Below are 12,909 nucleotides of genomic sequence, written 5' to 3' on the forward strand. Positions count from 1 at the left end.
CGGCACCGCTCCTGCGGTGTCGCTGGACGCGTCCCGGGCGCGTCGCGTCCCTCCCCTCGACCAGGCATGTCCACCTGGGGCCGGAGGTCACAGTCGGGTCACGGGATCGCGAACGTCGCCGTGTCGATGAGGCGCACGTCGCCGACGCGCGCGGCGACGAGCACCTGCACGGGGCCGTGGTGGGCCTCGCCGACGAAGGCGAACGTCGCCGGATCGACGACCGCGAGGTAGTCGAGCTGCACGCCGGTGTCCGACTGGATCACGCCCTGCGCCGCGGCGATCATCGCCTCGACGCCGCGATCGGCGGAGGCCCCGGCCGCCTCGAGCGCGCGCGAGAGCGTGAGCGCGGTGCGACGATCGTGGCCCGAGAGGAACCGGTTGCGGCTCGAGAGGGCGAGGCCGTCGGCGTCGCGGACGGTGGGCACGCCCACGATCTCGACCGGCATGTCGAGGTCGCGCACCATGCGGCGGACGAGGAAGAGCTGCTGCGCGTCCTTCTCGCCGAAGCACGCGACGTCGGGCGCGACGATGTGCAGGAGCTTCGAGACGACCGTCAGCACGCCGTCGTAGTGCCCGCGGCGGCTGCGACCCTCGAGCACCGTCCCGAGGTGCCCGGCGGTGACGACGGTGGGCGATGCGGCGCCCGTCGGGTACATCTCCTCGGCCGTGGGGGCGAAGATCGCGGCGACGCCCGCCTCCGCGAGCCGCGCGCGGTCGGCGTCGAGGTCGCGCGGGTAGCGCGCGAGGTCCTCGGTCGGCCCGAACTGCATGGGGTTCACGAAGATCGACACGACGACGACGTCCGCGTGCTCGTGCGCCGCCTCGACGAGCGCGAGGTGCCCCTCGTGCAGCGCACCCATCGTGGGCACGAGCGCGATGCGCTCGCCGCGGCTGCGCGCGGCGTGCACGACGTCGCGCACGGCGGCGATCGTGGTCAGGGTCTCCACCTACGGTCCCTTCGAGTCGTCGCCGAGCGTATCCGCCTCGGGATGCCCCGGCGCGCGCGACAGCGCCCGCTCGACGCTCGAGCGCACCACGGGTCCGAGCAGCCGCACCGGTCGGTCGACGCCGATCGCGGCGAGGCGTGCGAGCGCGTCGCCGACGACCCGCTCCCCGGTCTCCGTCGCCATCGCGACGGCCTCGGCGTAGTCGGCGCGGTCGGCCTCCGCGACGACGACGGGCTCGGCGCCCAGCTCGACGACGAGCGCCTGCGCGATCGGCAGCACGGGCGCGGGCGCCGTGACGGCGCACACGGCGTCGCGCAGCCGCGCGAGGTCGAGGCTCGTGCCCGTGAAGGCCATGGCGGGATGGATGGCGAGCGGGATGGCGCCCGCCGCGCGTGCGGGCTCGAGCACCTCGACGCCGTGCTCGGCGGCGGTGTGCACGACGAGCTGGCCGGGCTGCCACGCCTCGGTGGCGGCGAGGCCCGCGACGAGCGCGGGCAGCTCGCTCGTCGGCACGGCGAGGATCACGAGCTCGGCGCGCTCGACGATCGTCGGCACGTCGAGCACGGCCAGGCCGGGCAGCATCGCCTCGACGCGATCGCCGCCGCCGGAGATGCCGACGAGCGCGTGCCCGACTCCGGCCAGGGCTGCTGCGAGCACGGGGCCGACGCGGCCGGCGCCGACGATGCCGACGCCGAGACGAGCGGGCGTCACGGGCGCGGCTCGCCGCGGTGCTCGTCGTGGGTCACGTCGTGCTGCTCCATGCGGTCGTGCGGTGCGGACCCGTCGACGCTACTGGACGCGGCGTGCGGCGCGGGCATCGGGGCGGCGGCGGCGGCGACCGGGGCCGGCTCCTCGCCGACGCCGGCCGTGCGCACGTGCCACGTCTCGGTCGTGTCGGCGCCGATCGCGGCGGGCACGACCTCGCGGGCGCGTGCGAACGTCGCCTGCGCGTCGTCGACGCCGAGCGCTCCGATCGTCGGCGACAGCGCGCTGCCGACGACGTGCACCGCGAGGTGCGCGACGCCGAGCGCACCCTCGAGGGGGCCCTGGTGCAATGCGAAGGACTGCGTGCGCGCGAGCGGCACGATGCCGAGCGATCGCCAGATGCGTCCCTTGCGCAGCAGCACGGCGTCGTCGCCGAGGGCGACGCCGTTGCGTCGCCAGGACAGCGGTCGCAGGATGCGTGCGCGGCGCGGGGTCGTCACGAACCCCCCGCGCTCGCTCCCGTCGGCATCCACCGCCGCGTCGGCGCGCGCATCCTCGTCCCCGGCCCTAATGCCGAGCAGGCCGTCGTGCAGCAGCCGCGAGCCGCGCAGCTGCGGCAGCACGAGCCCGATCACGGTGTCGACGTCCGCGAGCGTGCCGACCGGCAGCAGCACGTTCGCGTACTGCTTCTGCTGGCCGGAGGAGGCATCCGTCGTCTTGGTCGCACGGGTGAAGGCCACCTTCCACCAGCCGAGCGGGCGCCACAGCAGCGGCTGGCTCACCGTGATCGAGAACACGCGCCCGGCGGGCAGCACCTCCGTCGTCGTCGAGAGCAGGCCGTACGCGAGGCGGATGCCGTCGGGCGTCTGCGCGATCGAGTAGCGCAGCTTCCGTGACAGCGTGCGCACCGTGATGCTCACGATCGAGAGGATCGTGGGCACGAGGGTGAACAGCAGCCACGGGATGTCGAGTACGAGCATGGCGACGACGGCGGCGATGGACGCGAGCACGCCGATGACGAGCCCGAGGTCGAGCAGCGACGACACGACCACCGTGCTCGCCTTGAGCCGCACGAGCGACGTCGGCGCGACGCCGACGAGCTCGGCGTCGGGGCGCAGGAAGTCGTCGACGACGCGCTGCGCATGCGAGCCCTGCTGCTGGTGCTGCTGCGTCGTCGTGCGGCCCGCGGCGCGCGCGAGGATCTCGAAGCGGAGCGCGTCGGCGACGTCGGTGCGGAGGTAGGCGAGGTCGACGTTCGCATCGGCGCCGGCCGACTGGATCTCGAGCTTGCACGCGCCGAACAGCCGTGCGAACAGCGGCTTCTCGAGGTTGACGCCCTGGATGCGCGCCAGCGGGGCGCGACGGTGCGAGCGGAAGAGGATGCCCTGCTGCACCTCCACGACGTCGCCCGTGACGCGGAAGCGGTGCACGCGCCATGCGAGCCAGAAGCCGAGCACGCACAGCGCGAGCACGACGAGGAAGCCGAGCAGCACCCAGATGAGCGTGCCGTTCAGCGCGAGCCGCTCGGCGGCCTCGATGGCGTCGGGGGCGTCGCCGTCGTAGTCGACGCCCGCGGGCAGGAAGAGGGCGATGAGGCGGTCGCGCAGCGAGTTCAGCAGGATCGCGCCGACGACGATGACGGCGAGCCCGCCGCGCAGCAGCGGCGTCGCCGGGTGCAGCCGGTGCCAGTCGCCGTCGACGAGCGTCCGCGCACGCTCCTGAGCGGCCTCCGGCGGCTGCTCGGACGGCGGCGCGATGAGCGCCGCGGCTGGCGTCGCCTGCGCGTCCGTCGCAGGAGCGGGCGGTGTCACGGCGGGCGGAGCCGGCTGCTGCTCGTCCGGTGGGACGTGCGGCTCGCTCACAGCCCGGCCCGTCGCGACTCGGCGACCGCGACGAGCTCGTCGCGCAGCACCTCCGCGTCCGTGCCGGGCAGGCCCGGGATCGTGACGGCGCTGGTCGCGGCCGCGGTCACGAACTTCAGCGTCTTCAGGTCGAGCATCCGTTCGACAGGCCCCTGCGTCACGTCGACGACCTGCATGCGGCCGTAGGGCACGCTCACGAAGCGGCGGAAGAGCATGCCGCGGCGTACGAGCAGGTCGTCCTCGCGCATCGCGAAGCCGATCGTGCGCACGCGGAGGAAGGCGACGACGCCGCTCGCGAGCATCGCGACGAGGATCGCGACGGCGATCACGACGACGGCCCAGCGCTCGAGGCCGGTCACGAACCAGAGGATCGCGCCGGTCGCGCCGGCGATCACCACGGCCCAGATCGCCGTCGTCCACAGCTCCGCCCACGCGTAACGGGGGCTCACTCGGCGCCAGTCCCCGGCGATGTCGATGCGCTCCATGGCTCCAGGCTAGGCCGCGGGGCTGGACGCCGGTTCCCGCGAGCGACGGACGCCGTGCGGGGGATGCCGCGCGGCTGCCCTCCTCCCCCTGCAGCCGGTCGAGGAGGCCGCAGCCGAACCCCACGCGACCACGCGCATGGCCGGGCAAGAGCCGCAGTCACGAGGTCTCGTGACGCGTGCTCGCCCACGGGCTCGCGCGCTCCTCGACCAGCTGGAAGGGGGCCGGAGTCCATGCTGACGTCGCGTCTTCCCCAGCTGGTCGAGGAGGCCCCGAGCGCAGCGAGGAGCCGTCACGAGACCACGCGACCCACGCACCCCACGCGACCACGCGCATGGCCGGGCAGGAGCCGCAGTCACGACGTCTCGTGACGCGTGCTCGCCCACGGGCTCGCGCGCTCCTCGACCAGCTGGACATGCGCTCGCCCGCTCTCCGACCACCCGAGGAGGGGCCGGAGTCCGCGCTGACGCCGCGCCTCCACCAGCTGAGACGGGGAGCTCGGAGCGGGCGCCTCAGGCGGGCGTCGCGCCGTCGTCCTCGGGCGGCAGCATGCACCAGGTCTCCGCCACGAGCGCCGCCACGAGCAGCACGATCGAGCCGCCCATCGTCACGAGCGACATCGTGACGGCGTCGCCGGAGATGACGGCGCGGGTCAGCAGGAACAGCAGCGCGCCGCTCGCCCAGCCGCCGACGACGCCCGCGACGAGCGCCGACGCCTTCGCGCCGGCCAGCACGCTCGTCGCGTGCCGGAAGCCGACCTTGCGGCCGCCGCGGACCATCTGCCGCACGGGCCACGCGAACACGACGAGCACGACGCCGATGCCCGCGAGCACGACGCCGATCGTCGGCGGCAGGGGGAGGATCGGACGCCCGGCGGCGGCCAGCGCCGCGTCGACGGCGAAGCCCACGGCTGCGGCCACGAGCCAGGTCGCGATGAGCGTCGCAGGCGTGGTGCGGCTCATGCGCGCGCCTCGCGGTAGGGCCAGACGTCGCCGTGCGCGTACTCCGCGAGCTCGGCGATGCCGCCGTGGCCGGGCAGCTCGGCATCGGGCTGCAGCTCGAGCCACGGCTGCAGCACGAACTGCCGCTCGTGGGCGCGCGGATGCGGCAGCGTCAGCACCGGATCGTCGGAGGCGACGCGGTCGTAGGCGACGACGTCGACGTCCATCGTGCGATCCCCGAAGCGCTCGAGGCGCACGCGACCGAGCGCATCCTCGATCGCGTGCACGGCGTGCAGGAGGGCGAGCGGCTCGAGCGTCGTGCGCACGATCGCGACGGCGTTCACGTAGTCGGGTGCGCCGTCCGCCCCGTCCGGCTTCCAGGCGGGCGACTCCCACAGCCCGGAGCGCGCGGTGACGCGGATGCCGGGCGCACGATCCAGCAGGTCGATCGCACGACGCACGAGCGCAGCGCGATCGCCGAGGTTCGCGCCGATCGACAGCACGGCCTCGGCCTCGCGCAGCATCACGCGCGCCTGCGCTCGATCGTCACCGCGACGTCGCCGAACGGCACGGCGATGGGCGCGTCGGGCTTGTGGATCGTGACGCGCGCCAGCGTCACTGCCTCGAAGCCCAACGCGACCGTCGCCACGCGCTCCGCGACCGTCTCGATGAGGTCGACGGGGTCGCGCTCGACCGCGGCGCTCACCGCCTCGGCGAGCTCGCCGTAGTGCACCGTGCGCGCGAGGTCGTCGCCGCGGGCCGCCGCGACGAGGTCGACCTCCACGTCGAGGTCGACGAGGAAGCGCTGGCCGTCGCGCCGCTCGTGCTCGAAGACGCCGTGGTGGGCGAAGACCTCGAGGCCGCGCAGGGCGATGCGATCGGCGACGCCTCGCGTCGGCTGCGGCACCGCGGCGGGCGCTGCGGCGCGCACGGCGTCGAGCACGTCGAGCACGCGGCGGGTCGACGCGACGTCGTGCACGCGCACGCCCCATGCGCCCGCCTGCGCCGCGAGCACCGACAGCGCCGCCGTGCCGTGGTCGCGCGCCTCCATCGGCGCGTCGGTCGGCAGGAGCGCGCCGAGGAATCGCTTGCGGCTCGCGCCGACGAGCACGGGCAGCCCGAGGTCGACGATGCGGTCGAGGCCCGCGACGAGCCGCCAGTTGTCGTCGGCGCCCTTCGAGAAGCCGAGGCCCGGATCGAGGATGACGCGGGACGGGTCGACGCCCGCGGCGACGACGGCGTCGACGCGCGCCGAGAGCTCGTCGCGCACGTCCGCGACGACGTCGCGGTAGCTCGTGCCGTGCGCGAGGTCGTGGCCGCGCCAGTGCGTCACGACGTACGTCACCCCGAGCTCCGCGACGACCGACGCCATGCGAGGGTCGGCGAGCCCGCCAGAGACGTCGTTGACGATCGTCGCCCCCGCGGCGACGGCCGCGCGCGCCGTCTCCGCGTGCATCGTGTCGATGGATGCCGCGATGCCGCCGCCCGCGAGCGCCGTGACTACGGGAAGGATGCGCGTGAGCTCCGCCTCGACCGCGACGGGCGTCGCGCCCGGCCGGGTCGACTCGCCGCCGACGTCGACGACGTCGGCGCCCTGCAGCCGCAGGCGGCGCGCGTGCGCGATCGCGGCGCCCGCATCCTCGAACCTGCCGCCGTCGCTGAACGAGTCGGGCGTGACGTTGAGGACGCCGAGGATGCGCGTCATCGCGACTCCCCGATGAGCGCCATGATCTCGGCGCGCTCCAGCGGCGCGGCGAGCGCGCCGCGGCTCGCCATCGTCACGGTCGACGATCGCGTCTGGCGCGCACCGCGCGCCGTGACGCAGCCGTGCGTGGCCTCGACGACGACGAGCACGCCGCGCGGTGCGAGCCCGCGCACGAGCGCGTCGGCGATCTCGTCGGTGAGTCGCTCCTGGATCTGCGGTCGCGACGCGACGACGTCGACGACGGCGGGGATGCGTCCGAGGCCGACGATCCGATCGCCGGGAAGGTAGGCCACGTGGGCGATGCCCGTGAACGGCAGCAGATGGTGCTCGCAGATCGACCGCAGCTCGATGCCGCGCAGCAGGACGAGCTCGCCCGTCTCGCCGTCGAGGCTCGTCGAGTCCGCGAGCGGCTCGGCGGCGTCGACGCCCACGCCCGAGAAGTAGTCGGCGTACGCCTCGGCGACCCTGCGGGGGGTCTCGGCGAGTCCCTGCCTCGTGGGGTCGTCGCCGATCGCCGCGAGCAGCTCCGCCACCGCGGCGGCGACGCGTGCCCGATCCACCGCCACCGTCAGGCTCCGCTCGCGCCTTCCGCACCCGGCTCGGCAGCATCCACCTCGACGGCGGCGTCGACCTGCTGCGACACCGGCAGCGAGACGGGGGGCTGGTCGCTCACGGGGCGGTGGTCGCTCGAGAGCCACTGCTCGCGCGGCGTGAGCTTCTGCACGTCGGCGAAGATCTCGGCGAGCTGCAGGTGGTCGAGCGTCTCCTTGTCGAGCAGCTCGGTCGCGAGCCGGTCGAGCACGGCGCGATTCTGGTTCAGCACCGTCCACGCCTCGTCGTGCGCCTGCTCGATGAGGGCGCGCACGGCGCCGTCGACCTCGCGGGCGACGTCCTCCGAGTAGTCGCGCCCATGGCCCATGTCGCGACCCATGAAGACCTCGCCGCTGCCGCCGCCGAGCTTCACGGCGCCGAGCGTCGACGTCATGCCGTACTCGGTGACCATCTTGCGCGCGATGCCCGTCGCCTTCTCGATGTCGTTCGAGGCGCCCGTCGTCGGGTCGTGGAAGACGATCTCCTCGGCGACGCGACCGCCCATGGCGTAGGTGAGCTGGTCGAGCAGCTCGTTGCGCGTCACCGAGTACTTGTCGTTGATCGGCATGACCATCGTGTAGCCGAGCGCCCGGCCGCGCGGCAGGATCGTCACCTTCGTGACGGGGTCGGAGTGGTTCATCGCCGCCGCCGCGAGGGCGTGGCCGCCCTCGTGGTACGCCGTGATGAGGCGTTCCTTGTCGTTCATGACGCGGGTGCGGCGCTGCGGACCCGCCATGACCCGGTCGACCGCCTCGTCGAGCGACGCGTTCGTGAGGTGCTTCTGGTTGGTGCGCGCCGTGAGCAGCGCGGCCTCGTTGAGCACGTTCGCGAGGTCGGCGCCCGTGAAGCCGGGCGTCTTGCGCGCGAGCACCGCGAGGTCGACGTCGTCGGCCATCGGCTTGCCCTTGGCGTGGACGCGGAGGATCGTCTCGCGACCGGCCATGTCGGGCGCGTCCACGCCGATCTGCCGGTCGAAGCGGCCCGGACGCAGCAGCGCGGGGTCGAGGATGTCGGGACGGTTCGTCGCGGCGATGAGGATGACGTTGGTCTTGACGTCGAAGCCGTCCATCTCGACCAGCATCTGGTTGAGCGTCTGCTCGCGCTCGTCGTGGCCGCCGCCCATGCCGGCGCCGCGGTGCCGACCGACGGCGTCGATCTCGTCGACGAAGATGATCGCGGGCGCGTTCTGCTTCGCCTGCTCGAAGAGGTCGCGCACGCGGCTCGCACCGACGCCGACGAACATCTCGACGAAGTCCGAGCCCGAGATCGAGTAGAAGGGCACGCCCGCCTCGCCTGCGACGGCGCGTGCCAGGAGCGTCTTGCCGGTGCCGGGAGGGCCGTAGAGCAGCACGCCCTTCGGGATGCGTGCGCCGACGGCCTGGAACTTGGCCGGGTCCTGCAGGAACTCCTTGATCTCGGAGAGCTCCTCGACGGCCTCGTCGGCGCCGGCGACGTCGGTGAACTTCACCTGCGGCATGTCCTTCGAGACCATCTGGGCCTTCGACTTGCCGAACTGCATGACCCCGCGGCCGCCGCCGGCCATCCGCGTCATGATGAAGTAGAAGAGCGCGCCCAGCAGCAGCACGGGCAGGAGGATGCTGAGCAGCGACACGAACCAGCTGGACTGCGGCACGGTGTCGTCGTAGCCGTCCGAGGGGTTCGCGGCGTCGATCGCCTCGACGATCGCCTCGCCGCGCTGCGACACGTAGTAGAACTGCACGCGGTCGGTGCCGAGGTCGTCGTCGACGTCGGTCAGCACCAGCGTGACGCGCTGCTCGCCGTCGATGATCTCGGCCTGCTGGACCTTGCCCGACTCGATGAGCTCGATGCCCTGGTCGGTGCGGATCTCGCGGAACGTCGGCGTCGTGATGAGCGTGAAGGCGAACACGCCGATGATGAGGGCGAGCACGACCCACGGGATGGGGCCGCGCAGCAGCTTCTTGATGTCCAAGACAGTCCTTGCGTCGCGTCGGTGCTGATCAGGCTACCCGGGCGGGATGGGGCCACCGACCGCTGTTCGCTGCAGGCGACGGAGGCTGTGACACCGCCCAGCGCAGGCGTGGCGCGGGCCGTGGCTCAGGCGTCGTCGGCGGATGCGTACACGTGCGGCGCGAGCACGCCGATGCCGCGCAGGTTGCGGTACCGCTCGGCGTAGTCGAGGCCGTAGCCGATGACGAACTCGTTGGGGATGTCGAAGCCGCAGTAGCGCACGTCGACCTCGACCTTGAGCGCGTCGGGCTTGCGCAGCATCGTGCAGATCTCGACGGATGCCGCACCGCGCGAGCGCAGGTTCGCCTGCAGCCACGAGAGCGTGAGGCCGGAGTCGATGATGTCCTCGACGATGAGCACGTCGCGACCCGTGAGGTCGGTGTCGAGGTCCTTGAGGATGCGCACGACGCCGCTCGAGACCGTGCCGGACCCGTAGGAGGAGACGGCCATCCAGTCCATCTCCACGTCGCGCTTGAGCGCACGCGACAGGTCTGCCATGACCATGACGGCGCCGCGCAGCACGCCGACGAGCAGGATCGAGCGACCCTCGTAGTCGCGCTCGATCTCGCGCGCGAGCTCCTCGAGCCGCGCGTGCAGCTCCTCCTCGGTGTGGAGGACGCCCGCGAGGTCCTGCTCGATGTCCTTGAGGTCCATGTGCTGCGCTCCTGGCGGTGGCGGTCGGCTCGGGCCTCCCAACCTACCTGCGGCGCGTGCGGCGCAGCGTCACCACGATGACGATCACGCCCGCGAGCGCGATGAGCGGCCCGAGCACCGTCCACGTGGTCGTGTTCGTCATCGACGAGCCGCCGACGATGCCGATGCCCTGCAGGAAGAAGAGCGTGCCGGCGGCGACGACGACCGCCCCGATCACGATGCCGAGGATGCGAGCCATGCGCCCACCGTAGGCGCTCAGGGCTGCAGGCGCAGGGACTCGACGACCTGCAGCAGCGTCTGCCCCTCGGCCGAGTCTGCGAACGCGCGCGCCTCGTCGAACGAGCCGAATCCCCACGTCGTGCTGCTCGCAGCATCACCCGAGCCGGTCTGGAGGTCGGTGGCGAAGGACACGGTGCTGCCGTTCGCAGGATGCAGCCCGGAGTTGTAGACGAGGCAGCGCGGGATCGACGCGTCGAAGGCGGAGTCGGGCACGACGCCGATCGACAGCACCACCGACCCGTCGGCCTGCTCGATCGCATAGGCCGCGTCGAGGAACGCCTCGTCGCGGACGGGCTGGAATCCCGCCTGCGAGGGCTCGGCCGCGAACGACTGGACCTCGGGGAAGGTCTGGCATGCGCCCCCGAGGCCGCTCAGGCCACCGAGGTCGTGGGCGTACGACAGCACGCGGTCGCCGTCCTCGTCGAGCACGTCGACCTGCAGCCACCCGCCGACCTCGCCCTCGGTGCTCGCATCCACCGTCGTCCAGTCGGCCGGCATGCTCCATGTCGCGCCGTCGTCGGCGGTCACCGTCTGCCACGGCTCCTCCGACGCCGAGGGCGCGGTCGTCGGAGTCGACGACGCGCTGGGCGACGCGGTGGAGCCGGGCGAGCTGGCCGGGTCGGCGTCGGCAGCGGAGCATCCGGCGACGGCGACAGCGACGAGCGCGACGAGCGGTGCGAGTCGGATGCGGTGCATGGCGGGTCTCCTCGGTCGGCACGATCGCTCCGTCATGTCCGGCATGCGGGCACCGGTGACGTCGGCGCCCGCGCGCACCGACTCGGCCGTCGCCCGCGCGGTCAGGCGGTGCGCACCGAGCGCAGGATCTCGAGGAGTGTCGCGTACTCCTCGGTCTCCATGTACGCCTCGGCGTCGTCGAGGGTGTCGACGGTCCAGAGCGGATCGTCCTCGCCCGAGGCCATGACGAAGTGGGTGCCGATGGACACGCCGCCGTCGCTCGATCCGTGCACGAAGTACCAGCCGCACCCGGTCGAATCCGGCGCCGGCAGCCGATCGGCCGACGTGATGCCGACGCCGAAGGTCCAGCGCCCGTCCGCGGTGCCGAGCGCGACCGTCGTGATCTGCGGCGTCTCGCCTTCGACGAGCGGCTGCACGTCGGCGGGCTCGCTCGCGAGCACCTCGATCGGGAACTGGTCGTCCTCGCCGCATGCGCCGCCGATGTCGACGAAGTCCGACGACTGCAGCAGCACCTGCCCGTTCGGAGCGGTCAGGCTCGCGTCGTCGAACCATCGACCGCCCATCTCCGGCGACGACTCCACGGACTCGCTCTCGAGCGTCCAGTCGGCGGGGTACCGGTAGGTCATGTCGCCGTCGTGCGTCGAGTACTCGAGCCAGTCGCTCGTGTCGATGCCATCGTCGGAGGCGCTCGTCGACGGCTCGGCCGACGGGCTCGGCGACGGCTGCGACGACTCCCCGACGGCCTCGTCGCTCGCGGGCGCGCAGCCGGCGACGGCGAGCAGCGCGATCGCTGCCGTCGCCGCGATGGCCAGGGGGCGGACTCGGCGGGTCATGTCGGCGTCTCCTCTCGTGCGCGAGGTGCGCATCCGTCCCGTCATGTCCGGCATCGGGCTCCGGTGACACCGGATGCGCTCGATCGGGCATGCAGGTTGATCGCCCCAGCCTCGCGGGCATACGGGCGCGGCACCGCCCGGCGCGCCATTGTGATGGAGCCGTGACCTCACGCGCCGATCCTCGCTGCATGCCCGGGCGGACATGCGCGGACGACCGCGGCCTCAGGCGGCAGTGAACAGCAGCAGCGAGCCCTCGCGCGCCACGCGGATGCCGGGCAGGTGGATGGGCCCCTGGCCATGCCAGTCGGTCACGAGCCGCGACACCTCGAGCGTCTGCTGCCGGGTGAGCGAGACGTGGAACTCGCTCTGCACCGCCAGGCGGATGATGCGCTGCCGGAGCGCGGGCGGGTTCGACGCGAGCGCGCCCGCGTGCAGCGAGAGGCCGCCCTCGGCGTGCTCGACGAGGTCGCCGATCTGCTCCTGCGCGAAGTGCGCGAGCGCCTCCGCATCCTCCCGCAGCTGGTCGGCCGTGCGCGTGAGCGCCTCGACGACGCCGCCGCCGAGCTCCTGGTCGAGGATCGGCAGCACGCGGTCGCGCACGCGTGCGCGCAGGAAGCGCTCGTCGTGGTTGTGCGGGTCGTGCCAGGGCGTGAGGCCCTGGTCTCCGCAGGCAGCCTTGGTGTCCGCGCGCCGCACCGTGAGGAAGGGCCGGCGGAGGAAGCCGATCGCCGGGTGCATGCCCCACAGGCTCTCGGGGCCGGAGCCGCGCGCGAGGCCGATGAGCACCGTCTCGGCCTGGTCGTCGAGCGTGTGGCCGAGGAGCACGACCGCCGCGTCGAGCTCGGCGCGCGCCTTGAGCAGCGCCGCGTAGCGCGCCTGCCGCGCGGCAGCCTCGGGGCCGCCGTGCCCGTCGACGGTCACGCGCCGCACGAGCACCGGGTCGAGACCGAGGTCGCGAGCCTGCTGCGCGGCGGTCTCGGCGACCTGCGCCGAGTCCTCCTGCAGCCCGTGGTCGACGACGACGCCGCCGACGCGCATCCCTGCCCGGGGTCCCTCGAACGCCGTCGCCGCGGCGAGCGCGAGCGAGTCGGGGCCGCCGGAGAGCGCGACGAGCACGAGCGCGCCCTCCTCGATGCCCGCGAGCGACTCGCGCACCGCGCGCCGCGTGTCGGCGACCGCGGGCGTGAGCCGAGGGCGCCGGTCGTCGGTGGGGGGCATGCGATG

General features: G+C 73.3%; 14 protein-coding genes. All 14 read right to left on the reverse strand.

The window, feature by feature from the left end; genetic code table 11:
• Positions 1-98 precede the first annotated feature (98 nt).
• The 14 genes from panC to tilS all read right to left on the reverse strand — a co-directional run bounded on the left by panC (position 99) and on the right by tilS (position 12,903).
• Positions 99-938: a pantoate--beta-alanine ligase gene (panC, locus tag C1N71_RS12450; protein WP_217496070.1), complete on the reverse strand. Its 840-nt coding sequence runs from the start codon at positions 936-938 to the stop codon at positions 99-101.
• A 9-nt stretch (positions 939-947) separates the two neighbouring features.
• Complete coding sequence (locus tag C1N71_RS12455; protein WP_137756697.1) at positions 948-1,658, reverse strand: Rossmann-like and DUF2520 domain-containing protein; 711 nt, start codon at positions 1,656-1,658, stop codon at positions 948-950.
• On the reverse strand, positions 1,655-3,514 hold the full coding sequence (locus C1N71_RS12460; RefSeq protein WP_137756698.1) for a PH domain-containing protein: 1,860 nt from the start codon (positions 3,512-3,514) through the stop codon (positions 1,655-1,657). Before C1N71_RS12460 ends, C1N71_RS12455 begins: the two co-directional genes overlap by 4 nt.
• The gene (locus tag C1N71_RS12465; protein WP_137756699.1) at positions 3,511-3,999 is read right to left on the reverse strand and encodes a PH domain-containing protein; all 489 of its coding nucleotides are present in this window, start codon (positions 3,997-3,999) and stop codon (positions 3,511-3,513) included. Before C1N71_RS12465 ends, C1N71_RS12460 begins: the two co-directional genes overlap by 4 nt.
• Before the next feature lie 510 nt (positions 4,000-4,509).
• Positions 4,510-4,959: a DUF3180 domain-containing protein gene (locus tag C1N71_RS12470; protein ID WP_137756700.1), complete on the reverse strand. Its 450-nt coding sequence runs from the start codon at positions 4,957-4,959 to the stop codon at positions 4,510-4,512.
• Complete coding sequence (gene folK, locus C1N71_RS12475; protein ID WP_137756701.1) at positions 4,956-5,462, reverse strand: 2-amino-4-hydroxy-6-hydroxymethyldihydropteridine diphosphokinase; 507 nt, start codon at positions 5,460-5,462, stop codon at positions 4,956-4,958. Before folK ends, C1N71_RS12470 begins: the two co-directional genes overlap by 4 nt.
• Positions 5,462-6,643, reverse strand: a complete 1,182-nt coding sequence (gene folP, locus C1N71_RS12480; protein ID WP_137756702.1) for a dihydropteroate synthase — start codon at positions 6,641-6,643, stop codon at positions 5,462-5,464. Before folP ends, folK begins: the two co-directional genes overlap by 1 nt.
• Positions 6,640-7,209 carry a GTP cyclohydrolase I gene (folE, locus tag C1N71_RS12485; protein WP_137756703.1) on the reverse strand — a complete coding sequence of 190 codons (570 nt, stop codon included), beginning with the start codon at positions 7,207-7,209 and terminating at the stop codon, positions 6,640-6,642. Before folE ends, folP begins: the two co-directional genes overlap by 4 nt.
• Before the next feature lie 2 nt (positions 7,210-7,211).
• Positions 7,212-9,185 carry an ATP-dependent zinc metalloprotease FtsH gene (gene ftsH, locus C1N71_RS12490; protein WP_137756704.1) on the reverse strand — a complete coding sequence of 658 codons (1,974 nt, stop codon included), beginning with the start codon at positions 9,183-9,185 and terminating at the stop codon, positions 7,212-7,214.
• A gap of 125 nt (positions 9,186-9,310) precedes the next feature.
• The gene (gene hpt / locus C1N71_RS12495; protein WP_137756705.1) at positions 9,311-9,877 is read right to left on the reverse strand and encodes a hypoxanthine phosphoribosyltransferase; all 567 of its coding nucleotides are present in this window, start codon (positions 9,875-9,877) and stop codon (positions 9,311-9,313) included.
• 43 nt (positions 9,878-9,920) lie between these two features.
• Positions 9,921-10,115: a hypothetical protein gene (locus C1N71_RS12500; RefSeq protein ID WP_137756706.1), complete on the reverse strand. Its 195-nt coding sequence runs from the start codon at positions 10,113-10,115 to the stop codon at positions 9,921-9,923.
• A gap of 17 nt (positions 10,116-10,132) precedes the next feature.
• Entirely contained in the window at positions 10,133-10,852 is a 720-nt protein-coding gene (locus C1N71_RS12505) for a hypothetical protein (protein ID WP_137756707.1), read from the reverse strand.
• 101 nt (positions 10,853-10,953) lie between these two features.
• Positions 10,954-11,685, reverse strand: coding sequence for a hypothetical protein (locus tag C1N71_RS12510; RefSeq protein WP_137756708.1), 732 nt, complete (start codon positions 11,683-11,685; stop codon positions 10,954-10,956).
• Between the two features lie 222 nt (positions 11,686-11,907).
• The gene (gene tilS / locus C1N71_RS12515) at positions 11,908-12,903 is read right to left on the reverse strand and encodes a tRNA lysidine(34) synthetase TilS (RefSeq protein ID WP_137756709.1); all 996 of its coding nucleotides are present in this window, start codon (positions 12,901-12,903) and stop codon (positions 11,908-11,910) included.
• Between the last annotated feature and the right edge of the window lie 6 nt (positions 12,904-12,909).

This window comes from Agrococcus sp. SGAir0287, assembly GCF_005484985.1.
Taxonomy (GTDB): Bacteria; Actinomycetota; Actinomycetes; order Actinomycetales; family Microbacteriaceae; genus Agrococcus.

Coding starts and splice junctions, on each gene's coding strand:
- C1N71_RS12465 (WP_137756699.1), bottom strand. CDS start 3,999: ATGGAGCGCATCGACATCGCCGGGGACTGGCGCCGAGTGAGCCCCCGT.
- C1N71_RS12470 (WP_137756700.1), bottom strand. CDS start 4,959: ATGAGCCGCACCACGCCTGCGACGCTCATCGCGACCTGGCTCGTGGCC.
- folK (WP_137756701.1), bottom strand. CDS start 5,462: ATGCTGCGCGAGGCCGAGGCCGTGCTGTCGATCGGCGCGAACCTCGGC.
- folP (WP_137756702.1), bottom strand. CDS start 6,643: ATGACGCGCATCCTCGGCGTCCTCAACGTCACGCCCGACTCGTTCAGC.
- hpt (WP_137756705.1), bottom strand. CDS start 9,877: ATGGACCTCAAGGACATCGAGCAGGACCTCGCGGGCGTCCTCCACACC.
- C1N71_RS12500 (WP_137756706.1), bottom strand. CDS start 10,115: ATGGCTCGCATCCTCGGCATCGTGATCGGGGCGGTCGTCGTCGCCGCC.
- C1N71_RS12505 (WP_137756707.1), bottom strand. CDS start 10,852: ATGCACCGCATCCGACTCGCACCGCTCGTCGCGCTCGTCGCTGTCGCC.
- C1N71_RS12510 (WP_137756708.1), bottom strand. CDS start 11,685: ATGACCCGCCGAGTCCGCCCCCTGGCCATCGCGGCGACGGCAGCGATC.
- tilS (WP_137756709.1), bottom strand. CDS start 12,903: ATGCCCCCCACCGACGACCGGCGCCCTCGGCTCACGCCCGCGGTCGCC.